This is a genomic window from Allobosea thiooxidans, from assembly GCF_900168195.1.
Taxonomy (GTDB): Bacteria; Pseudomonadota; Alphaproteobacteria; order Rhizobiales; family Beijerinckiaceae; genus Allobosea; species Allobosea thiooxidans.
Genome location: NZ_FUYX01000006.1, coordinates 26,942 through 47,601 on the forward strand (window position 1 = coordinate 26,942; position 20,660 = coordinate 47,601).

Annotated in this window: 20 protein-coding genes and 1 riboswitch; of the genes, 18 read left to right on the forward strand and 2 right to left on the reverse strand. The window is 69.1% G+C overall.

The features are described from left to right. The first annotated feature begins 78 nt into the window (after positions 1-78). A riboswitch (cobalamin riboswitch) is annotated at positions 79-264 on the forward strand. A 37-nt stretch (positions 265-301) separates the two neighbouring features. From B5Y19_RS12650 to cobJ, 9 genes are read left to right on the forward strand one after another with little or no spacing between them, the layout of a single operon-like run. After that, positions 302-478: a CbtB domain-containing protein gene (locus B5Y19_RS12650; RefSeq protein WP_079591561.1), complete on the forward strand. Its 177-nt coding sequence runs from the start codon at positions 302-304 to the stop codon at positions 476-478. Between the two features lie 12 nt (positions 479-490). Continuing rightward, on the forward strand, positions 491-1,231 hold the full coding sequence (locus B5Y19_RS12655) for a CbtA family protein (RefSeq protein ID WP_055729242.1): 741 nt from the start codon (positions 491-493) through the stop codon (positions 1,229-1,231). 37 nt (positions 1,232-1,268) lie between these two features. After that, complete coding sequence (locus tag B5Y19_RS12660) at positions 1,269-1,658, forward strand: DUF1636 family protein (protein ID WP_055729243.1); 390 nt, start codon at positions 1,269-1,271, stop codon at positions 1,656-1,658. Positions 1,659-1,662: 4 nt separating this feature from the next. Continuing rightward, on the forward strand, positions 1,663-2,718 hold the full coding sequence (cobW, locus tag B5Y19_RS12665; RefSeq protein WP_055729244.1) for a cobalamin biosynthesis protein CobW: 1,056 nt from the start codon (positions 1,663-1,665) through the stop codon (positions 2,716-2,718). Between the two features lie 9 nt (positions 2,719-2,727). Then, positions 2,728-6,201 carry a cobaltochelatase subunit CobN gene (gene cobN / locus B5Y19_RS12670; RefSeq protein WP_055729245.1) on the forward strand — a complete coding sequence of 1,158 codons (3,474 nt, stop codon included), beginning with the start codon at positions 2,728-2,730 and terminating at the stop codon, positions 6,199-6,201. A 17-nt stretch (positions 6,202-6,218) separates the two neighbouring features. Further along, positions 6,219-7,487, forward strand: a complete 1,269-nt coding sequence (cobG, locus tag B5Y19_RS12675; RefSeq protein WP_176168620.1) for a precorrin-3B synthase — start codon at positions 6,219-6,221, stop codon at positions 7,485-7,487. Then, positions 7,484-8,116, forward strand: a complete 633-nt coding sequence (locus B5Y19_RS12680) for a precorrin-8X methylmutase (protein ID WP_055729247.1) — start codon at positions 7,484-7,486, stop codon at positions 8,114-8,116. Before cobG ends, B5Y19_RS12680 begins: the two co-directional genes overlap by 4 nt. Before the next feature lie 3 nt (positions 8,117-8,119). Next, complete coding sequence (locus tag B5Y19_RS12685; RefSeq protein WP_055729248.1) at positions 8,120-8,860, forward strand: precorrin-2 C(20)-methyltransferase; 741 nt, start codon at positions 8,120-8,122, stop codon at positions 8,858-8,860. Then, positions 8,857-9,648 carry a precorrin-3B C(17)-methyltransferase gene (gene cobJ / locus B5Y19_RS12690; protein WP_055729249.1) on the forward strand — a complete coding sequence of 264 codons (792 nt, stop codon included), beginning with the start codon at positions 8,857-8,859 and terminating at the stop codon, positions 9,646-9,648. The genes B5Y19_RS12685 and cobJ overlap by 4 nt, the downstream gene beginning before the upstream one ends. On the opposite strand, the gene B5Y19_RS12695 is transcribed toward cobJ, so the two are convergent. After that, complete coding sequence (locus B5Y19_RS12695; RefSeq protein ID WP_055729250.1) at positions 9,591-10,355, reverse strand: cobalt-precorrin-6A reductase; 765 nt, start codon at positions 10,353-10,355, stop codon at positions 9,591-9,593. The two genes, cobJ and B5Y19_RS12695, sit on opposite strands and share 58 nt — an antisense overlap. Here B5Y19_RS12695 and B5Y19_RS12700 point away from each other — a divergent pair. From B5Y19_RS12700 to bluB, 5 genes are read left to right on the forward strand one after another with little or no spacing between them, the layout of a single operon-like run. Then, positions 10,354-11,601: a bifunctional cobalt-precorrin-7 (C(5))-methyltransferase/cobalt-precorrin-6B (C(15))-methyltransferase gene (locus B5Y19_RS12700; RefSeq protein ID WP_055729251.1), complete on the forward strand. Its 1,248-nt coding sequence runs from the start codon at positions 10,354-10,356 to the stop codon at positions 11,599-11,601. The genes B5Y19_RS12695 and B5Y19_RS12700 overlap by 2 nt on opposite strands. Beyond that, a complete protein-coding gene (locus B5Y19_RS12705; protein ID WP_055729252.1) occupies positions 11,598-11,990 on the forward strand; it encodes a cobalamin biosynthesis protein in 393 nt (130 codons plus the stop codon). Before B5Y19_RS12700 ends, B5Y19_RS12705 begins: the two co-directional genes overlap by 4 nt. 13 nt (positions 11,991-12,003) lie before the next feature. Continuing rightward, entirely contained in the window at positions 12,004-12,768 is a 765-nt protein-coding gene (gene cobM / locus B5Y19_RS12710) for a precorrin-4 C(11)-methyltransferase (protein WP_055729253.1), read from the forward strand. Next, positions 12,765-14,093: a cobyrinic acid a,c-diamide synthase CobB gene (locus B5Y19_RS12715; protein WP_055729254.1), complete on the forward strand. Its 1,329-nt coding sequence runs from the start codon at positions 12,765-12,767 to the stop codon at positions 14,091-14,093. Before cobM ends, B5Y19_RS12715 begins: the two co-directional genes overlap by 4 nt. After that, positions 14,090-14,707, forward strand: coding sequence for a 5,6-dimethylbenzimidazole synthase (gene bluB, locus B5Y19_RS12720; protein ID WP_055729255.1), 618 nt, complete (start codon positions 14,090-14,092; stop codon positions 14,705-14,707). Before B5Y19_RS12715 ends, bluB begins: the two co-directional genes overlap by 4 nt. Positions 14,708-14,782: 75 nt before the next feature. Here bluB and B5Y19_RS12725 read toward each other — a convergent pair whose 3' ends face one another. After that, entirely contained in the window at positions 14,783-16,429 is a 1,647-nt protein-coding gene (locus tag B5Y19_RS12725) for a caspase family protein (RefSeq protein ID WP_176168621.1), read from the reverse strand. A gap of 405 nt (positions 16,430-16,834) precedes the next feature. Between B5Y19_RS12725 and B5Y19_RS12730 the strand changes: the two genes are divergently transcribed. The 4 genes from B5Y19_RS12730 to B5Y19_RS12745 all read left to right on the forward strand — a co-directional run bounded on the left by B5Y19_RS12730 (position 16,835) and on the right by B5Y19_RS12745 (position 20,649). Beyond that, positions 16,835-17,602, forward strand: a complete 768-nt coding sequence (locus B5Y19_RS12730) for an ABC transporter ATP-binding protein (RefSeq protein ID WP_055729257.1) — start codon at positions 16,835-16,837, stop codon at positions 17,600-17,602. After that, positions 17,589-18,335 (forward strand): ABC transporter ATP-binding protein, encoded by a 747-nt coding sequence (locus tag B5Y19_RS12735; protein WP_055729258.1) that lies wholly within the window; start codon positions 17,589-17,591, stop codon positions 18,333-18,335. Before B5Y19_RS12730 ends, B5Y19_RS12735 begins: the two co-directional genes overlap by 14 nt. A 74-nt stretch (positions 18,336-18,409) precedes the next feature. Beyond that, on the forward strand, positions 18,410-19,615 hold the full coding sequence (locus tag B5Y19_RS12740; protein WP_055729259.1) for an ABC transporter substrate-binding protein: 1,206 nt from the start codon (positions 18,410-18,412) through the stop codon (positions 19,613-19,615). 146 nt (positions 19,616-19,761) lie between these two features. Then, complete coding sequence (locus B5Y19_RS12745) at positions 19,762-20,649, forward strand: branched-chain amino acid ABC transporter permease (protein ID WP_055729260.1); 888 nt, start codon at positions 19,762-19,764, stop codon at positions 20,647-20,649. Positions 20,650-20,660 lie beyond the last annotated feature (11 nt).

Here is a 20,660-nt window from a genome sequence, read left to right on the forward strand (position 1 = left end):
CGACGAGAGATTCTCGGGTCAAGCCCGAGAACGACGCCCTTGCGACGCAGCCTGCATTGCACAGCCGCCCTGCGATGGCTAATGATGATCGCCGACGGTGCCTCCGCGAGGAGGTGAAAAGGGAACGCGGTGCGAGACCGCGGCTGCCCCCGCAACTGTAAGCGGATGTCCTTCGCCATCGGCCACTGGAGCGCTCGCTCCGGGAAGGCGGCAAGGGGCGCCAAATCCGCGAGCCAGGAGACCTGCCGTCGACCCGCAGAGATCCAACCGGCTGCCGGCGGGGCGGCCACGGAGAACGCATATGAACACCGTTTCGGTTTCCACCCCCACACTCAGCGTTTCGGAACGCGTCAAGGCGGTCACTGCTGCGCTCGTGATCGGCGTCGCGCTGATCTACACGACCGGCTTCGCGGCCTCGACCAATGTCCACAACGCCGCGCACGACACCCGTCACGGCCTCGCCTTTCCCTGCCACTGAGGGAAAGCATCCATGGTCACGCGTGTTCTCACGGTCAGCATCCTGGCCGGGCTTCTGGCTGGCTTGATCGTCGCCGCCCTGCAGCATGTCACCACCACCCCGCTGATCCTCAAGGCCGAGACCTACGAGGCGGCGCTGGCGCTGAAAGCGCCGACGCTGGCCGCTTTCGACGGCGAGGCAAAGATCATCCTCGCTCATGGCCCAGCCGGCGACACCCCCGGCCACGACCATGCCGAATGGAAGCCGCAGGACGGCCTCCAGCGCACGCTCTTCACCAGCGCCGTGACGATCGCGACCGCAATCGGCTTCGCGGCGCTGCTGCTCGCGGGCATGATCGCGGCCGGCCAGACGATCGACCAGCGCAGCGCCCTGGTCTGGGGCGCCTGCGGCTTCCTGGCGCTCGGGCTCGCACCTGCGATGGGGCTCGCTCCGGAACTGCCGGGCGCGGCCTCCGCGGCTCTGGAACAGCGCCAGCTCTGGTGGCTCGCCACCGCCATCGCCACGGCGCTCGGGCTGTTCCTGTTCCTGCGCTTCGAGCAGCCCTGGCTCAAGCTCGCCGCCGTCGTCGTGATCCTGCTGCCCCATATCGTCGGCGCCCCGCATCCGGCCGCGCCGGAGAGCAAGGTGCCGGCCGAGGTCGCGGCGCATTTCGCGGCGCTCTCGCTTGGCATCCAGGCCGCGCTCTGGCTGGCGACGGCCTTCATGGTCGGCGTGCTCTGGCCCTGGGCGAGCCGCCGCGCGGCCATGGCTTGAGGAGGGCGGAGCCTCAGGGCTCCGCGAAAGGCAAGCCATGTCCGAGGGCGACCTCATCATCCATGTCTGCACGGCCTGCAGACGCGCACGCGCCGATCTCCCGGAGGGCTACGACCAGCCGGGACTGGCGCTCGCCGAGGCGCTGGCCGAGCGCCTCCTCGCCAAGGGCAGCACCATCCCGGTGGTACCCGTCGAATGCCTCGCCGTCTGCAAGCGGCCCTGCACCATCGCGCTCAGCGCCGATGGCAAATGGACCTATCTGATCGGCGATCTCGACACCGACACCCATCTCGACGAGATCGTCGGCGCAGCGGAGGCCTATGCCACCAGCGCCAACGGCATCGTTCCCTGGAAAGAGCGGCCGCAGTCCTTCCGCAAGGGCGTGGTCGCGCGCGTGCCGCCTTTGCCGGCGCGCCAGCAAGGATGACATCATGAACGCTCCGCAGACCGCAAACCTTGGCAAGACGCCCTGCACGATCATCACCGGCTTCCTCGGCGCCGGAAAGACGACGCTGGTGCGCCACCTCCTGGAGAACGCGCAGGGCAAGAAGCTGGCCGTACTTGTCAACGAGTTCGGCGATCTCGGCTTCGACGGCGAATTCCTGAAGAGCTGCGGCATCGCCGGCTGCAGCGACGAGGATGTCGTCGAATTGCCGAATGGCTGCATCTGCTGCACCGTCGCCGACGATTTCGTGCCGGCGCTGGAGAAGCTGCTGAACCGGCCGAACCCGCCCGAGCACATCCTGATCGAGACCTCAGGCCTCGCCTTGCCGAAGCCGCTCGTCACGGCCTTCAACTGGCCGGCGATCCGCGCGCGCGTCACGGTCGACGGCGTCATCGCCGTGGTCGACGGGCCGGCGGTGGCCGAGGGCCAGTTCGCCGATGATCCGGAGGCGCTCGCGGCGCAGAAGGCCGCCGATCCTAACGTCGAGCACGACAATCCACTGGAGGAGGTGTTCGAGGACCAGATCCTCTGCGCCGACCTGATCCTGCTCAACAAGAGCGACCTCGTCGACGAGGCCGGCCGTGCGCGGGTCAAGGCCGAGATCGCCGAGCATCTGCCGAAAGCGATCAAGATCGTCGAGACCGCCCATGGCAAGGTCGAGCCGGCGCTGATCGTCGGCCTTGGCGCCGCGGCCGAGAGCGACCTCGCCGCCCGCCCCTCGCATCATGGCGAGGGCGAGCATGATCACGACCATGACGATTTCGACTCCGTCGCCCTGCCGCTGCCGGCCGGGCTCACGCCGGAAGAGCTCACGGCGCGCGTCGCCAAGGCGGCCGAAGCCGAGGGCGTGCTGCGGCTCAAGGGCTTCACCGCCGTTCCGGGCAAGCCGATGCGGCTGGTCGTGCAGGGCGTCGGCCGGCGCGTCGGGCATCATTTCGACCGGCCCTGGGGGACGAGCGAGCCGCGCGACGGCCGCCTCACCGTGATCGGCCTCAAGGGCTTCGACCTGAAGGCCGTGGAAGCGGCCCTCGCCGGGGCGTAGCCTCCTCCGATGCACCTGCTCCCGACCAGCGAGATCAGGCTCGACGACGGCGAGGACGCCGTCGATCTCGCCCTGCCGCCGGGAGATGTGCTCGTCCTGTCCTTCACCGACAGCGACCTCTCGGCGCTGGCGGTGGCGGCTCGCACGCATGAAGAACCGTTCCCGTCATGGTCGGGCTTGCCCCGACCATCCACGTCTTCCTCTATCGAGGGTGGCGTTCAAGACGTGGATGCTCACCACAAGGGCGAGCATGACGGAGAGAGGCTGTCCGTGCGGCTCGCTCCGCTCAGGAAACTCAAGCACCCGCTCTCGGTGGATTTCCTGATCGAGAAGACGGCGGTGCAGTCCCGCTTCGTCCTGCTGCGCTGCCTCGGCGGGCTCGACTACTGGCGCTACGGCATCGAGCAGCTCGGCACAGCCTGCCGCGAGCGCGGCATTCCGCTCGCGATCCTGCCCGGCGACGAACGCGACGATCCGCGGCTGGGTGAACACGCGACCGTTCCGGCGGAGTTTGCGGCCGAGCTGCTGGCCTATTTCCAGGCGGGCGGCGGCACCGAGAACATGCGGCGGCTGCTGGGGCGGATCACGCAATACCTGACGGATGAAGGCCGGCGCGAGGTTTCCGATCTCGCGCCCCTGCCCGTCCCGCCGATCTTCGCGCTCGGCCGCAACGGTGCCTCCCTGCCCTGGCGCGAGGCGCTTGCTGCCTTGCCCGCCGACCGGCCAATCGTTCCAATCCTGCTTTACCGCTCCGGCGTCGTTGCGGGCGACATCTCGATGGGCGAGGCGATCGCCACCGCACTCGCAGCACGTGGTCTCGCGGCCCTTCCGCTGGCGCTGACCAGCCTGAAGGACCCCGCCGTCACGGCCGATCTCGCGGCCCTGGTCGCAATCCGCAAACCGGCGCTGATCGTCACCGCCACCGCCTTCTCCGCCCGCGAAGGCACCGATTTCGTGCTCGACGGAGCCGATTGCCCCATCCTGCAGGCCATGCCCGTCGGCAGCCTGCGCGAAGCCTGGGAAACCTCCGCACGGGGGCTTTCCGCCGCCGATCTCGCCATGCAGGTCGCCCTGCCAGAGTTCGACGGGCGCATCGGCGCGATCCCGGTGGCCTTCAAGGCGGAGCAGACCGACCCGGCGACCGGGCTCGGCATCCGCCGGCTCGTGCCGGATGCGGACGGTATCGCCGCGCTCGCCGATCTCGCGGCCGGCTGGATCGCGCTGGCGCGGAAGCCCGCAGCCGAGCGAAGGCTTGCGCTGGTGATGTCTGACTACCCTGCGCGCGGCGGCCGCGCCGGCTTCGCCGTCGGGCTCGACACACCGGCGAGCGTGACCGCGATCCGGGATTTGCTGGCACAGGCTGGATACTCCGTTTCCTCATCCTCGTCTGTCATCCCGGGCGACCGAAGGGAGACCCGGGATGACGGCGGACGGATGGATGAAGGCCGGGGGTTGATGGCAGCCCTCACAACCGGCCCTGCCGTCCTGACCGTCTCGCTATCCGCCTATAGCGACTGGCTGGCGACCATTCCCGCGGCCGCCCGCGAAACCCTATTGGCCGCGCATGGCGCGCCCGAATCCGATCCGGCCTGGCGTGATGGCTCCTTCCATTTCCGCGCCGCGCGTTTCGGCAACCTCACCGTGGCCCTGCAGCCGCCGCGCGACGCGACGCCCGACCGAAAGGCGCGGTATCACGACCCCGACGCCCCGCCGGGGCACGGCTACCTCGCCTTCTATCTCGCCCTGCGCCGAGCCGAGGCGATCGACGCGCTGATCCATCTCGGCACGCACGGCACGACGGAGTGGCTGCCGGGCAAGGCCGTGGCCCTCTCGGCCGGCTGCTGGCCGCGGCTCGCGGTCGACGGGCTGCCGGTGATCTACCCCTATGTCGTCGACGATCCCGGCGAGGCGGCGCCGGCCAAGCGGCGGCTCTCGGCCGTCACGCTCGGCCATCTGCCACCACCTCTGGCCGAAACGGAGGCCGCCGGTGAGACCGCGCTCCTGCGCGATCTCGTCGAGGAATTCTCGCAGGCGCAGGTGCTCGACCCGCGCCGCGCCGACATCGTCGCCGCCGAAATTCGGGCGCGTGCCCAGGCGAGCGGGCTCGCCGCCTCCTGCGGTGTCGCGCCCGGCATGGAGATGAACGAGGCGCTGACGCGGCTCGACGCCCATCTCTGCGACATCGCCGAGCTGCCCTTCCGAGACGGACTGCATGTCTTCGGCCAGTCCGAGATCGATCCGGCCTCCGCCCGCAACGAGCGCGCGAACCTCCTCGCCGCATTGGATGGCCGCTTCGTTCCGCCTGGACCTGCCGGATCGCCACATCGCGGCCGACCCGACGTACTGCCGACCGGACGCAATCTCTCGACGCTCGATCCGCGCGCCATCCCGACGCGCGCCGCCACCCGTCTCGGCAAACTGGCGGCGCAGGCCGTGGTGTCGCGCCATCTGCAGGAGCATGGCGACTATCCGCGCCGGATCGTCATGGACCTCTGGGCCTCGCCGACGCTCCGCTCAGGCGGCGAGGACATCGCCCATGCACTGGCGCTGATGGGCGTCGAGCCGCTGTGGGACAATGCCTCGACCCGCGTCACCGGCTTCAGCATCGTCCCGCAGCCGAAGCTCAGTTTTCCACGGCTCGACGTCACCACGCGCATCTCCGGCACCTTCCGCGACACCTTCCCCGGCCAGATCGCACTGATCGACCAGGCTGCGCGGGCAGTCGCGGCGCTCGACGAGCCGGACGAGTGGAACGAGCCTGCCGCCGCCCGCCGCCGCGGCGAGTCTGGCGCACGCATCTTCGGCGCTGCGCCAGGCCGCTATGGCGCAGCGATGGCCGACCGCGCGCTTGATGGCGACTGGACCGAGCGGGTCGAGCTCGGTGCCGCCTATCTCGCCGCCTCCGACCATGCCTATGGCGGACCGGAAGGCATGAGCGTGGTCGATACCGGCTTCGCCCAGCGAGTACGAAGCTCCGACGCCTTCATCCATGTCAGCGACACGGCCGGGCGCGACATCCTCGAAGCGACCAGTGCCGCCGACGTGATCGGCGGTCTCGCGGCAGCGGCCAAGGCGCTCGGCGCCCATCCGGCGCTCTACAGCCTCGACAGCTCGAACCCGGAAGCCCCGAAGGCGCGCACCCTGGCCGAGGACATCGCCCGCATTGTCCATGGCCGGCTGACGCATCCGCGCTGGATCGCCGCCCAGCTCGCCCATGGCTGGCGTGGCGCGGCGGAACTCGCCGAGGCCGTCGACACGCTCTTCGTCTTCGCCGCGAGCACCGACGCCGTCACCGACGGGCTGTTCGATGCCGTCTTCCAGGCCTATTGCGCCGATCCGCAGATCTGGGCTGCGCTCGAAACCGCCAATGCGCCAGCTGCCGCCTCGATCCGTGCCCGATTGGCCGAAGCGGCGCGACGCGGGCTCTGGACGAGCCGACGCAACTCGGTCGGGGCCTTCCTGGCGCGGGAGGCGGCTGAATGAACGCCCTTCCCAAGGAAGTGCTGCGGCGCGGCTGGTGCCCGAGCACGCTACGGCCGATGGAAACCGGCGATGGCTGGCTGGTGCGTCTGCACCCGCCGGGCGCAAGGCTGGCACCGGCGCAGCTGCGGCGGATCGCAGCCCTGGCTGCCGAGCATAGCAACGGGCTGATCGAGATCTCGGCTCGCGCCAATCTGCAGATCCGCGGCGTGACGCCGGAAAGCCATCCGGTACTGGTCGAGCGCCTGCTGGCGGAGCAGCTCATCGACGAGCATGGAGGCGACGGACCACAGCGGCTGACGCTGATCTCGCCACTGGCGCGCAGCGACCCGGGCGGGCTGATCGACACGGGCGCGCTGGCCGGGCAGATCGAGGCGCGTGCCCGCAGGATTTCCGGGCTGCCGCCCAAGCTCGGTATCGTCATCGATGATGGTGGTCCGCAGGCCCTGGATGGGTTTTCCGGCGACGTCAGGCTCATCGGCATTGGTCCCGGGCGCATGGTGCTTTGCCTCGCGGATCGATCCTGGCGCGGACCCGTCACCGAAGCGGAAGCCGCGGCAGAGGTCGAAACCATCCTTCGTCGCTTCGCCAGGCTCCGCGACGCCGCGCCCGATCGCATCCGTCGCCTGCGCGACCTGCCGCCCGAGATGCTGGCCGGCCTGAGCGCTCTGCCCGAGACAATCGCTCCTGCACGACGCCCCTCGCCCCGGCGGGTGGGTCTGTTCGCCCTGGGAGAGGATCGCTTTGCAGCGCTCATCGGCCTGCCTTTCGGCCGCTGCGATGCGGCCACGCTCGACAGGCTGGGCGCCAATATTGAACCGGGCCAGGCCGAGATTCGGCTTTCGCCCTGGCGAGGGCTGGCTTTCTGCCATCTCGCCCGTGCGGAAGCCGAACGCCTGCTAACGCTGGCCGGCGATCTGGGGCTGATCGCGCACGACGACGATCCTCGTCTCTCGGTGCAGGCCTGCGCCGGCAGCCCCGCCTGCTCGCGCGCCGAAGCGCCGACCATGGCGGATGCGGGGGCGCTGGCCGAGGCCTCGGCCGATCTGCTCGCGCAGGGCCTGACGCTGCATGTCTCCGGCTGCATTAAGGCGTGCGCCCACCCCGCCGCCGCCGATCTCACGCTGGTCGGACGGCAGGGGCGCTATGACGTCGTGTTCGGCGGCACGACGCGGGACAAGCCGGCCGCGACGCTTGACCTTTCGACGCTCGAGGCGCGATTGCAGCCGGGACAGGACATCCACGCGCAACTGGCCAAGGCCGTGCGCCGAACAGGACCGCGCGGTTGAGCAGGGCATACGATTACATCCAGGACGGCGCGGCGATCTATGAGCGCTCCTTCGCCATCATCCGGGCGGAAGCCGATCTCGCGCGCTTCAGCGGCACGGCCGAGCGCGTCGTGGTGCGGATGATCCATGCCTGCGGCATGACCGACCTGCCCCGCGACGTCGCGATGTCCGCCGATTTTGCGGAAGCGTCGCAGGCGGCGCTCAAGGGCGGCGCGCCGATCCTGTGCGATGCGAAGATGGTCGCCAATGGCGTGACGCGCGCGCGCCTGCCGGCCGGCAACGAAGTCCTCTGCACGCTGGACGACCCGCAGGTTCCGGCGCTCGCGGCGCAGATGGGCACGACCCGCTCCGCCGCCGCGATGGAGCTGTGGAAGCCCCGGCTCGCGGGCTCCGTCGTCGTGATCGGCAATGCGCCGACCTCGCTGTTCCGGCTGCTGGAAATGCTCGATGCCGGCGCGCCGAAACCTGCCGCCGTGATCGGCATCCCCGTCGGCTTCGTCGGCGCGGCGGAATCGAAGGCGGCGCTGGCGAAGGACGGACGCGTGCCCTTCCTCGTGGTGCATGGGCGCCGCGGCGGCTCGGCCATGGCGGCGGCAGCCGTCAACGCGCTGGCACAGGACAAGGAATAACCGATGAGCGGGACAGCAAGAACCCTGCTCTACGGAGTCGGCCTCGGACCGGGCGCGCCGGATTTGATGACGGTGCGGGCTCGCGAGATCATCCTCTGCGCCGACCGGCTGGTGCATTTCTGCAAGCGCGGCCGGCGCGGCAATGCCCGCACCACCGCCGATACCATCGTCGCGCCCGATCCGGCACGCGAGATCGAGCTCGCCTTCCCGGTCACGACCGAGGCCAGCGTCGGCGAGCCCGATTATGACGGGCCGATCGCGACCTTCTACGAGGCGGCCGCCGAACAGCTGGCCGCGGAGATGCAGGCCGGGCGGACGCTCGCCGTGCTCTGCGACGGCGACCCGTTCTTCTACGGTTCCTTCATGCATCTGTGGCGGCGACTCTCGCCACGCTTCCCGACCGAGGTCGTGCCCGGCGTCACCGGCATGACGGGCGCCTGGGGCGAGGCGGGCGCGCCGATCACCTGGGGCGACGATGTGATGACGGTGCTGCCCGGCACGCTGCCGGAGGCGGAACTGGCGCGGCGCCTCGCCGACACCGACGCCGCCGTGATCATGAAGCTCGGCCGCAATCTGCCCAAGGTGCGCCGTGCCCTGACCGCCGCAGGACTTGCCGGCCGCGCCATCTATGTCGAGCGCGCGACCATGGCACGGCAGGTGGTGGCGCGGCTCGCCGATAAGACCGACGACGAGGCGCCCTATTTCGCGATGGTGCTGGTGCCCGGCGAGGGGCGCAGGCTGTGACCGGCACGCTTACCATCGTCGGCCTCGGCCCTGGCACGCCGGAATGGATCACCCCGGCCGCGCAGGCCGCAGTCGATGTCGCCACGGATATCGTCGGCTACGGCCCCTATGTCGATCGGGTGCCGGAACGGGATGGGCGGACCAAGCACGCCTCCGACAACCGTGTCGAGGTCGAGCGCGCCTCCCATGCACTGCGGCTGGCGGCGCAAGGCCGCAAGGTGGCGGTCGTCTCGGGCGGCGATCCCGGCGTCTTCGCCATGGCGGCGGCGGTGTTCGAGGCTCTCGAAGCGGGCCCGACGGAATGGCTGGCGATCCCGATTGCGGTCGAGCCCGGCATCACCGCGATGCTGGCTGCGGCGGCACGAGCCGGCGCCCCGCTCGGCGGCGATTTCTGCGCGATCTCGCTCTCCGACAACCTCAAGCCCTGGGAGGTGGTGACCAGGCGGCTCGAAGCGGCGCTCGCCGCCGATTTCGTGATCTGCCTCTACAACCCGATCTCGAAGGCGCGGCCCTGGCAACTCGGCGCGGCGCTGGAGCTGGCGGTGAAGCAGCGCGAAGCCGCGACGCCCGTGCTGTTCGCCCGCGCCATCGGCAGGCCAGACGAGAATCTGCGCGTGCTGACGCTGGCGGAGGCCGTGGCGGCCGCCGGCACGGCCGATATGGCGACACTGGTGATGATCGGGGCTTCAAACACGCGGCTGGTCGCTCGCGAAGGCGGGCGGCCTTACGTCTATACGCCGCGCTCGGTGACGAAGAGCCCCTGCGCCACCAGCCAGGGCAGGACCTGATCGATATGGTCGACGGTCTCGACATCGGGCTTCAGCGGCCGCTCGACCATCACCACCGGCAGCGACAGCCGGCGCGCGGCCACGAGCTTGCCGACCGTGGCCGGACCGCCGGAATTCTTGCTGACCAGGATCTCGACGCCCTCGCGGCGCATCAGATCCTCCTCGTCATCGGCGTCGAAGGGGCCTCGCTGCTGGATGACGTCGACATGCGGCACCGGCAGCCGATCGCCGATCGGCTCGATGGCGCGCACCAGATAGCGGTGCTGCGGCGCATCGGCAAAGGCGGGCAATTCGAGCCGGCCCACGGTGAGAAAGACGCGGCGCGCCTCGCCGCCGAGCGCCTGCACCGCCGCGTCGATATCCGGCACCGATTTCCAGCGGTCGCCGGGGCGCGGCTTCCAGGAATCGCGCCTGATGGCGAGCAGCGGCACACCCTCGGCCTTGCAGGCATGCTCGGCATTGAAAGGCATGATGGCCGCGAAGGGATGGGTGGCGTCGACGACGGCGACGATCCCCTCCTCGACGAGATATTGCCTCAACCCCTCGACGCCGCCGAAGCCGCCGACGCGGACAGGCAGGTTCGTCGGTCGGGGATCGACGGTGTGCCCGGCCAGCGAGATAATGGCACGAATGTCCGGAGCCTGATCAGCGAGAAGCTGGTCGAGCGCCGCAGCTTCACTCGTTCCGCCAAGGATGAGGACGGTCATGGCAGCAGTGTTACGTGAATCGGATGTTCTGTCGAGCCGGCCGGCGGAGCCCTGGCTCTCGCTGGTCGGCCTCGGCGAGGACGGGTCGGCAGGCCTCAGCCGCGAAGCGCTCACCGTGCTGAACGAGGCAGAGATCGTCTTCGGCGGCGATCGCCATATCGCGCTGGTCGGGAAGGTGCCGGGTGAGCTCAGGCCCTGGCCGCAGCCCTTCCGCAATGCCCTGCCGCAGATCCTCAAGGAGCGCGGCCGCAAGGTCTGCGTGCTCGCGACGAGCGACCCGTTCCATTACGGCATCGGCAACAGCCTGAGCCGCGCGATCCCGGCGGAAGAGATGCGGATCATCCCGCAGCTCTCCTCCTTCTCGATGGCCTGCGCGCGGATGCGCTGGCCGCAGGAGGAATGCGCGCTGGTCTCGCTCCACGGCCGCACGCTCTACCGGATCGTGCCGCATCTCCAGCCCGAGGCGCGCATCCTCGCCCTGTCCTGGGACGAGACGACACCGCGCGCCGTCGCCGAACTCATGACCGCGCGCGGCATGGGCGCGAGCCGCATCGTCGTGATGGAATCGCTCGGCGGGCCACAGGAGCGCATCCGCGAGACGCGCGCCGACGCCTTCGCCCTCGACAATGTCGTGCCGCTCAACCTGATTGCGATCGAGGTTGCCGCTACCCACGACTCGCGCATCCTGCCGCTCGCGCCCGGGCTCGACGAGGAATGGTTCGCCCATGACGGGCAGATCACCAAATCCGAGATCCGCGCGATCACGCTTTCCGCGCTGGCGCCGCGCGGCGGCGAGCTGCTCTGGGATGTCGGCGCCGGCTCCGGCTCGGTCGCAGTCGAATGGTGCCAGCGTCACGTCCGTAATCGTGCCGTCGCCTTCGAGGCGAAGCCGGAGCGGGCGGAGCGGATCAAGCGCAACAAGCTCGAGCTCGGCGGACTTTCCGTCGAGGTGGTGGGCGAGGCACCGGCGGGCTTCGTCGGGCGCGAGGCGCCGGATGCGGTCTTCATCGGCGGCGGGCTGACCGAGGAGGGCCTGTTCGACGCGGCTTGGGCGGCGCTGAAGCCGGGCGGGCGGCTCGTCGCCAATGTCGTGACCATCGAGGGCGAGGCCAAGCTCGCCGCACTTCATGCCGAACATGGCGGCTCGCTGCGCCGCATCTCGATCGACCGGCTCGCCCCCGTTGGCGGCAAGCATGGCTGGCGCCCGGCCATGCCGGTGACGCAATGGCGGGTCGAAAAGCCTTGAGCGCCGGCCACCTCGTCGCCGGCATCGGGATCAGGCCCGGCACGGATGCCGCCGACATCCTCGCCTGCCTCGACCAGGCCCTGGCGATCGCCGGGCTTTCCGGCAGTGCCACGCCGCGTTTCGCGACGCTCGCAAGCCGCGTCGCCGAAGCCGGCATGATCGCGGCCGCAACCGATCGCGCGGCCGAGCTCGTGGCCATCCCCGACGAGGCGCTGAAGGGCTTCGAGGCCGCCTGCGCGACGCGCTCGACCCGGATCGCCTCGCTCTATGGCGTCGGCTCGGTGGCGGAGGCGGCCGCGCTTGCTGCGGCGGGGCCGGGCGGCGAGCTGGTGCAGCCGCGGATCGCGACCGCCCGCGTCACCTGCGCTCTGGCCAGGACGACATCATGAAATCGCTTCACGCATGACTATCCATTTCATCGGCGCCGGCCCTGGCGCGCCCGATCTCATCACGCTGCGCGGGCGCGACCTGATTGCCGCCAGCCCGGTCTGCCTCTATGCGGGATCGCTGATCCCCAAGATGATGCTCGACTGGTGCCCGCCGGGAGCACGCGTCGTCGACACTGCCCCGCTCGCGCTCGACGCCATCATCGCCGAAATGGAGGCCGCGGATCTGGCGGGGCAGGACGTGGCGCGGCTGCATTCCGGCGATCTCTCGATCTGGAGCGCCTGCGGCGAACAGATGCGCCGGCTCGACCGGCTCGGCATCCCCTATACGGTGACGCCCGGCGTGCCGGCTTTCGCAGCCGCCGCCGCCGTGCTGAAGCGCGAGCTCACCCTGCCCGGCGTGGCGCAGTCGCTGGTGCTGACCCGCACCTCCGGCCGCGCCTCGGCCATGCCTTCGAGGGAAAAGCTCGCGACCTTCGCCGCCTCCGGCGCCACGCTCGCCATCCATCTCTCGATCCATGTGATCGAGCAGGTCGTGGCGGAGCTGACCCCGTTCTATGGCCAAGACTGCCCGGTCGCGGTGGTGTTCCGCGCGACCTGGCCGGATGAGACGGTGCTGCAGGGCAGGCTCGCGGACATCGCCGCAAAGGTACGGGCGAGCGCGCTCGAGCGCACGGCGCTGATCCTGGTCGGGCCCGCGCTGGCAGCCGATGATTTCGGCGAGAGCGCGCTCTATTCGATCGACTATGACCGCCGCTTCCGGCCCCGGGGCGGAGAATGAATGCGCACGGCCTGCTCATCGCCGCGCCGCGTTCCGGCTCGGGCAAGACCACGATCACGCTCGGGCTGCAACGCGCATTGACGCGGCGCGGCCTCACCGTGCGCGGGCTGAAATGCGGGCCCGATTATATCGACCCCGCCTTCCACGCCGCCGCGACGGGCGCACCCAGCGCCAATCTCGATTCCTACGCCATGCCGGACGGCCTGCTCGGGCGGATCGCCGGCGAGGCGGCCGAGGCCGCCGACATCGTCATCGCCGAAGGTTCGATGGGGCTGTTCGACGCCGTGCCGGGTCCGGAAGGCCATACCGGAGCCAGCGCCGATATCGCGGCGCTGACCGGCTGGCCCGTCATCCTCGTCATCGACGTCTCCGGAGCGGCGCAATCGGTGGCGGCGGTCGCGCTCGGCTGCAAGGCCTATGATCCGCGCATCCGTGTCGCCGGCATCATCCTCAACAAGGTCGCAAGCGCTCGCCATGAGCGGCTGGTACGGCAGGGCATGGAGCGCATCGGGCTGCCGGTTCTCGGCGCGCTGCCGCGAGAGGCGAGCCTGATCCTGCCCGAGCGCCATCTCGGACTGGTCCAGGCCGGCGAAACGGCCGATCTGCACGCCAGGCTCGATGCGCTGGCGGAAGCCGTTTCGGCTGCGGTCGATCTCGATGCGGTCATCGCGGCAGCCGGGGCCACGGCGCTTCCGGCTGCCATGGGTGGCGATGCTCCGCCCCTGCCCGCCCCGGGACGGCGGATCGCCATCGCCCGCGATGCCGCCTTCTCCTTCGTCTATCCGCATGTCGAGACAGGGTGGCGTGCGGCGGGGGCCGAGCTGCTCGCGTTCTCGCCGCTGAAGGACGAGGCACCGCCCGAGCATTGCGACGCCTGCTGGCTGCCGGGGGGCTATCCCGAACTGCATGCCGGCAGGATCGCGGCCGCCAGCCGTTTCCTCAAGGGCCTGCGCGCCTTCGCCGAAACCCGCCCCGTCCATGGCGAGTGCGGCGGCTACATGGTCCTCGGGCGCAGCCTGACCGACGCCGACGGCGCGGTCCACGTCATGGCGGGGCTGCTCTCGGTCGAAACCTCCTTCGCCAGGCGGAAGATGAATCTCGGCTATCGACGCGCCGTGCTGGAAGCCGACGGTCCGCTCGGCCGCGCCGGCGCGACATTGACCGGGCACGAATTCCACTATGCCAGCATCGTCGCGCAGGGCGAGGATCCGCCTTTCGCCACGGTGCGCGACCCGCACGGCTCGCCGCCCGCCCCCGCCGGAAGCCGGCGCGGGCTGGTGACGGGCTCGTTCTTCCATGCCATCGCCACGGCAGGCCCGGCGTGAGCCAGGGGCCGGTCTTCGACGAAGCCTTCGCCCGGCAATTCGAGGAGTTGCTGCGCTGGCGGCGCGACGTCCGGCGGTTCCGGCGCGACCCCGTCCCGGCCGCGCTGGTCGAGGAACTTCTCGCCCAGACCCGGCTTTCGCCCTCGGTCGGGCATTCGCAGCCCTGGCGCTGGCTTGCCATCGACGAGCCGGCCCGGCGCGAAGCGGTGCAGGCGAGCTTCCAGCGCTGCAACGCCGACGCGCTGGCCTCCTATGAGGGCGAGCGCGCCGCGCTCTACGCCCGCCTCAAGCTCGAAGGCCTGCGCGAGGCGCCGGTCCAGTTCGCCGTGTTCTGCGACCATGGGACCGAGCGCGGCCATGGCCTTGGCCGGCGGACCATGCCGGAGATGCTCGACTACTCGGTCGTGGCGGCGATCACCCAGTTCTGGCTGTCGGCGCGCATCCACGGGCTGGGCGTCGGCTGGGTCTCGATTCTCGAGCCGGCGGAGATCGCGGCGGCACTCGGCGCGCCATCCGACTGGAAGCTGATCGCCTATCTCTGCATCGGCTGGCCGGAAGCGGACTGCGCCGAGCCGGAGCTGGTCAGGGCGGGCTGGGAGACGGGGCGGGGATGACGGTCGCGCCGGCGCCCAAAGAGAAGAGCCGGCCCCCAGGGCCGGCTCTCGGTGAATGGTGGCAGGCTGGTCGGGTCAGCGCCCGAGGATGCCGCCCATGATCGCCCCGCCGATGATCGAGCCGATCGCCGCGGCGCCCGCATTGTTGCCGGCATCCTCGGTGCGATTGCGGACCCGCCCCTGATAGCCGGTGCTGGTCGTGCCGGGACGCGCGGGACGCGCAGTGCCGGAGCCCTGATAGGCGACGCCGCGCTCGCGAGCGAGATCGCGCTGGTACATCTCGTCGCCTTCATAGGTGACGTTGCGCGTGGCCTTGCCGGCCGGCTGGCCCTCGCCCGCCACCTTGCGCTTCTTCTCGGCAGCCGCCTTCTCCTCGGCGAGCGCGGCCTGATAGGCCGTCTCGCTCTGGGCGCGCAGGGCGCTCGCCTGCATCGCCGTCAGGAAACCCGTCTCCTGAATGCCGCGCGACTTCTGCCATTCCTGGATCGCCTTGCGCTGGCTCGGCCCGAAATTGGCCGCGGCCTTGCCCGGCTGGAAACCGCTGACGCGCAGGCGGGTCTGCAACTCGCGCCTGTCCTTGACCGCGAGCTTCATCGCCGCCTCGGTCTGCACCGTGCCGATCTCCTTCTTCAGCGCCTCGTCGGTGACGCCGGGTGGCGTCTCGAGGAAGCCGGCGGCCGGCTTCGCCGCCTCCAGGCTCGCCAAGCGATTGCGCGCGAAGCTGGCGAACTGGCCGGTCGGGAACGCGTCCAGATAGGCGCGGTAATCGGCGGCGGAGTTGCCGCGCTCGGCGACCTCCCAGGTCTTGACGTCGATCTGGGCGCGGTCGAACGAGGGCGCCGCCGGCATGGCGGGGACCGGCACCGCGGCATCGATCGTCTTGGTCGCGGCCACGGAAGGATCGACCGAGGCGAGCTTCAGCGACGGATTGAGCCTGAATTCGCCGATGATCGAGGAGTTGGTCCAGGGCTTCTGCTTCTTGCCTGTCGCCTCCCAGACATCGGCCCGCACGCGATCCATCACGGTCGTGATCGACACCTCGGGCGTCTCGATATGCTTGAGCAGGGCCGCGGTGAAGGGGCTGTTGCCGTCCTTCTCGCCGTCGAGCGCGGTGGCGCGCGGATCGGTGGCGAAGGCGATCAGGATGCCCGAGGCCGTCTGCGTCTCGATCGCGGTCAGGCCGCGGGTGACGGCGCGCGACTTCGCCGCGAGCTGGGCGGCGAAGGGATTGTCGCGGCAGGCGTCGAGAATCAGGATGTTGACGCGCTCGTCGCGCTGCATCTGGCGCAGCACGAGCTGGACGTTGACCGCCTTGAAGTCGAGATCGGCTTCCGAACGCAGCGAGGCGTCGACCGGGATGAGATAGTTCTCGTCGCCCACCGCGATGCCGTGGCCGGCATAGTAGACGAGACCGGCCTTGGCGCCGTCGAGCTTCTGCGCGAATTCGCGCACCACACCGGTCATCTCCGCCATCTTGAGGTCGTAGCCCTCGACCACGTCGAAGCCCAGGCGCTTCAGGGCGGCGGAAACGCCCTTCGCATCGCGCTGCGGATTGGCCAGAGGCGGCACCGCCGTATAGGCGCTGTTGCCGATCACGAGCGCGACGCGGCGCTCCGGCACGGCGGCGGCGCCGGGCGCAGCCAGGACAACGACACAGAATGCAAGCGCAAGAGCCGCGGCCATCCGCGCCTGAAGCACCGAAATCCGAGACGCGAAGCTCACGACAATCTCCCCCAATTCAGCGGCACAGCCCCAGCGCCCGCGAAGGTCCATGCACAGGGCACCGCACGATCAAAAACCGACAACAATATACGAAAGCCAACAGGCATGTTTAGCGCATCGCTTTCCAATGGTAAACCGGGCTTCCCTTTGGTCGCACGAGACCAGTCACAGGTTCAAAGCCACGGTCGGACAGTCGCGCGACCGGCAGCATCGGCGCCATCGCGGCGACGCGGCATCCTTCGTTCCGATGACAGGAGGCATACGACAAAAGGATGAGATCGCGCGTCCCAAGGCCATTTCCGCGCTAGCGCGCGTTGACTTATGCCGCGAGCGCGGTGCAGCATGACTTACAAGGGGAACCGCACAAACAAAGAAAGACAAAGCTGATGAGGGCTGCCGTTGGGAATGCCTGAGGACACTATTCTATCGACATCAGGTCTTACCAAAGAATTTGCCGGCTTTACAGCTGTGAACGGGGTGGATCTGAAGGTTCGCCGCGGGTCGATTCATGCTTTGATCGGCCCGAACGGAGCCGGCAAAACGACCTGCTTCAATCTTCTGACCAAATTTCTCGCGCCGACGCGCGGGACGATTCTCTATAACGGCCGCGACATCACGCGCGAGAAGCCGGCGGAGATCGCCCGGCTCGGGCTCGTGCGCTCGTTCCAGATCTCGGCGGTGTTCCCGCAGCTCTCGGTGCTGACCAATGTCCGCATCGCGCTGCAGCGCAAGCGCGGCGACAACTTCGATTTCTGGCGCTCCGAGCGGACCCTGAAGAGCCTCGACGAAGATGCCAGGCGTCTCGTCGAAGCGGTCGGCCTGTCATCCTTCCAGGCACTCACAGCCGGCGAACTCAGCTATGGCCGCAAGCGAGCGCTGGAGATCGCGACGACGCTGGCGCTCGATCCAGAGATGCTGCTGCTCGACGAGCCGATGGCCGGCATGGGCCGCGAGGATGTGGAGCGCATCGAGGCGCTGATCCGCAAGGTCTCGAAGGACCGGACCATCCTGATGGTCGAGCACAATCTCTCGGTCGTGGCCTCGCTGTCGGACCGCATCACCGTGCTGGCGCGCGGGCAGGTGCTGGCCGAGGGCGACTATGCCGCCGTCTCGAAGGATCCGCGCGTGGTCGAGGCCTATATCGGCTCGGGAGGCGGCCATGGCCACCACTGAAGCCCTGAAGTCTTCCGCCGCCGGCCAGGCCGCCGCGCCGCTGCTCAAGGTGCGCGGGCTCGAGGCCTGGTACGGCGAATCCCATGTGCTGCACGGCATCGACTTCGACGTCGCGCCGGGCGAGGTCGTGACGCTGCTCGGCCGCAACGGCGCCGGCAAGACCACGACGCTGAAATCGATCATGGGCGTGATCGGCAAGCGCAAGGGCTCGGTCGAGATGGAGGGCAAGGAGACCATCGCCCTGCCCTCGCGCGCCATCGCCAAGCTCGGCATCGGCTTCGTGCCGGAGGAACGCGGCATCTATTCCTCGCTCAGCGTCGAGGAGAATCTGATGCTGCCGCCGCAGGTCAGGCCCGGCGGGCTTTCGCTCGACGAGATCTTCACGCTCTTCCCGAACATCAAGGAGCGGCTGCGGAGCCAGGGCACCAAGCTCTCGGGCGGCGAGCAGCAGATGCTCGCCATCGGGCGCATCCTGCGCACGGGCGCGCATCTGCTCCTGCTCGACGAGCCGACCGAAGGGCTGGCGCCCGTCATCATCGAGCAGATCGGCCGCACCATCGCCAAGCTGAAGCAGGAAGGCTTCACCATCATCCTGGTCGAGCAGAACTTCCGCTTTGCCCAGACGGTCGCGGACCGGCACTATGTCGTCGAGCAGGGCAAGGTGATCGACATGATCCCCAATGCCGAACTCGACGCCAACATCGACAAGCTGCACCGCTATCTCGGGGTCTGACGCGCCCCGCGCAGACCCCGGCACCGGCCAAGAACGCGGCGAAAACGCCGCCAACCTCAGCAGGGAGAACGACGATGAAGCTCAAGGCGATTCTGGCGACGACGGCGCTCGCGGCGCTGATGGCGAGCCCGGCACTGGCCCAGCAGATCTCGGTCAAGGCGGGCGTGCTGAACGACCGCTCCGGCCTCTATGCCGACCTTTCCGGCGAAGGCTCGGTCATCGCCGCGCGCATGGCAGTCGAGGACTTCAAGGCTGCCGAGAAGGGCATCAAGGTCGAGATCGTCTCGGCCGACCACCAGAACAAGCCCGATGTCGGCTCGACCATCGCCCGGCAGTGGTACGACCAGGACGGCGTCGACCTCATCCTCGACGTGCCGACCTCCTCAGTCGCGCTGGCGGTGAGCCAGATCACCAAGGAAAAGAACAAGATCCTGATCAATTCGGGCGCCGGCACCTCGGACCTCACCGGCAAAGCCTGCAGCCCCAACACGATCCACTGGACCTACGACACCTATGCCCTCGCCCAGGGTACCGGCGGCGCCATGGTGAAGGCCGGCGGCGATACCTGGTTCTTCATGACCGCAGACTACGCCTTCGGCCACGCGCTGGAGCGCGACACCTCCGCCGTTGTCACCAAGGCGGGCGGCAAGGTGCTCGGCACCGTCCGCACCCCGTTCCCGGGCACCGACTTCTCCTCCTTCCTGCTGCAGGCGCAGGCTTCCAAGGCCAAGGTCATCGGCCTCGCCAATGCCGGCGGCGACCTGATCAACTCGGTCAAGCAGGCGAGCGAGTTCGGCATCACCCAGGGCGGCCAGAAGCTCGCCGGTCTGCTGACCTTCATCAGCGACGTCCATGCGCTCGGCCTGCAGGCGGCGCAGGGCCTGGTCCTGACCGAATCCTTCTACTGGGACCGCGACGACCAGACCCGCGCCTGGTCGGAGCGCTTCGCCAAGCTCAACGGCGGCAAGAAGCCGAGCATGGTGCAGGCCGGCGTCTATTCCGGGCTGCTGCACTATCTCAAGGCGGTCGAGGCGACGAAGGGCAAGGACGCCGCCACGGTCATGGCCAAGATGAAGGAAATGCCGACCGAAGATCCGATCTTCGGCAAGGGCTCGATCCGCATCAACGGCCGCAAGCTGCACGACATGTATCTCTACGAGGTCAAGAAGCCGTCTGAGTCCAAGGGCCCGTGGGACTACTACAAGCAGATCGCCGTGCTGTCGGGCGAGCAGGCCTTCCAGCCGCTCTCCGAGAGCGAGTGCCCGCTCGTCAAGAAATGAGCCTACGCCGGGGCGGACATGCCGGGTACCCTCCAGTGTGCCCGGGATCGTCCGCCTGACGGTTCAAAGCCCCTGCTCCCCCTCGCCGCACGAGCCTGCCTGCTCGCGCGGCGGGGCGAACCCCAAGCCACGAAGCAGCCAAGACCATGTTCGAGCTTCTCGGAATTCCGCCCCAGGCGCTGTTCGGCCAGGTTCTTCTCGGCCTGATCAACGGCTCGTTCTACGCCATCCTCAGCCTCGGGCTGGCGGTGATCTTCGGGCTGCTCAACATCATCAACTTCACCCATGGCGCCCAGTACATGATGGGCGCCTTCGTCGCCTGGATGTGCCTGAACTATCTCGGTATCAACTACTGGGTCGCGCTGGTGCTGGCGCCGATCATCGTCGGCGCGACAGGCATCGCGATCGAGCGGCTGCTGCTGAAGCGCATCGCGCATCTCGACCATCTCTACGGCCTGCTGCTGACCTTCGGCCTGGCTCTGATCATCCAGGGCCTGTTCCGCAACCAGTACGGCTCCTCCGGCCTGCCCTACGCCATCCCGCCGCAGCTCGCGGGCGGCCAGAATCTCGGCTTCATGTTCCTGCCGAACTATCGCGCCTGGGTGATCGTCGCCTCGCTGGTGGTCTGCCTCGGCACCTGGTTCCTGATCGAGAAGACCAAGCTCGGCGCCTATCTGCGGGCCGCGACCGAGAACCCGACCCTGACCCAGGCCTTCGGGATCAACGTGCCGCTGCTGGTGACGCTGACCTACGGCTTCGGCGTCGCGCTCGCCGCCTTCGCCGGCGTGCTCGCCGCGCCGATCTACTCGGTCAACCCGAATATGGGCGGCGACCTGATCATCGTCGTCTTCGCCGTGGTCGTGATCGGCGGCATGGGCTCGATCATGGGCGCCATCGTCACGGGCTTCTCGCTCGGGCTGATCGAGGGCCTGACCAAGGTGTTCTATCCGGAGGCGGCGGCAACCGTGATCTTCATCATCATGGTGCTGGTGCTGCTGGTGAAGCCCGCCGGCCTGTTCGGGCGCCCGGCCTGACGCGCAAGGAG

Coding starts and splice junctions, on each gene's coding strand:
- cobM (WP_055729253.1), top strand. CDS start 12,004: ATGACTATCCATTTCATCGGCGCCGGCCCTGGCGCGCCCGATCTCATC.
- cobW (WP_055729244.1), top strand. CDS start 1,663: ATGAACGCTCCGCAGACCGCAAACCTTGGCAAGACGCCCTGCACGATC.
- B5Y19_RS12695 (WP_055729250.1), bottom strand. CDS start 10,355: ATGACCGTCCTCATCCTTGGCGGAACGAGTGAAGCTGCGGCGCTCGAC.
- B5Y19_RS12650 (WP_079591561.1), top strand. CDS start 302: ATGAACACCGTTTCGGTTTCCACCCCCACACTCAGCGTTTCGGAACGC.
- B5Y19_RS12685 (WP_055729248.1), top strand. CDS start 8,120: ATGAGCGGGACAGCAAGAACCCTGCTCTACGGAGTCGGCCTCGGACCG.
- cobN (WP_055729245.1), top strand. CDS start 2,728: ATGCACCTGCTCCCGACCAGCGAGATCAGGCTCGACGACGGCGAGGAC.
- B5Y19_RS12740 (WP_055729259.1), top strand. CDS start 18,410: ATGAAGCTCAAGGCGATTCTGGCGACGACGGCGCTCGCGGCGCTGATG.
- B5Y19_RS12660 (WP_055729243.1), top strand. CDS start 1,269: ATGTCCGAGGGCGACCTCATCATCCATGTCTGCACGGCCTGCAGACGC.
- B5Y19_RS12715 (WP_055729254.1), top strand. CDS start 12,765: ATGAATGCGCACGGCCTGCTCATCGCCGCGCCGCGTTCCGGCTCGGGC.
- B5Y19_RS12730 (WP_055729257.1), top strand. CDS start 16,835: ATGCCTGAGGACACTATTCTATCGACATCAGGTCTTACCAAAGAATTT.
- B5Y19_RS12745 (WP_055729260.1), top strand. CDS start 19,762: ATGTTCGAGCTTCTCGGAATTCCGCCCCAGGCGCTGTTCGGCCAGGTT.
- B5Y19_RS12700 (WP_055729251.1), top strand. CDS start 10,354: ATGGCAGCAGTGTTACGTGAATCGGATGTTCTGTCGAGCCGGCCGGCG.
- B5Y19_RS12735 (WP_055729258.1), top strand. CDS start 17,589: ATGGCCACCACTGAAGCCCTGAAGTCTTCCGCCGCCGGCCAGGCCGCC.
- B5Y19_RS12655 (WP_055729242.1), top strand. CDS start 491: ATGGTCACGCGTGTTCTCACGGTCAGCATCCTGGCCGGGCTTCTGGCT.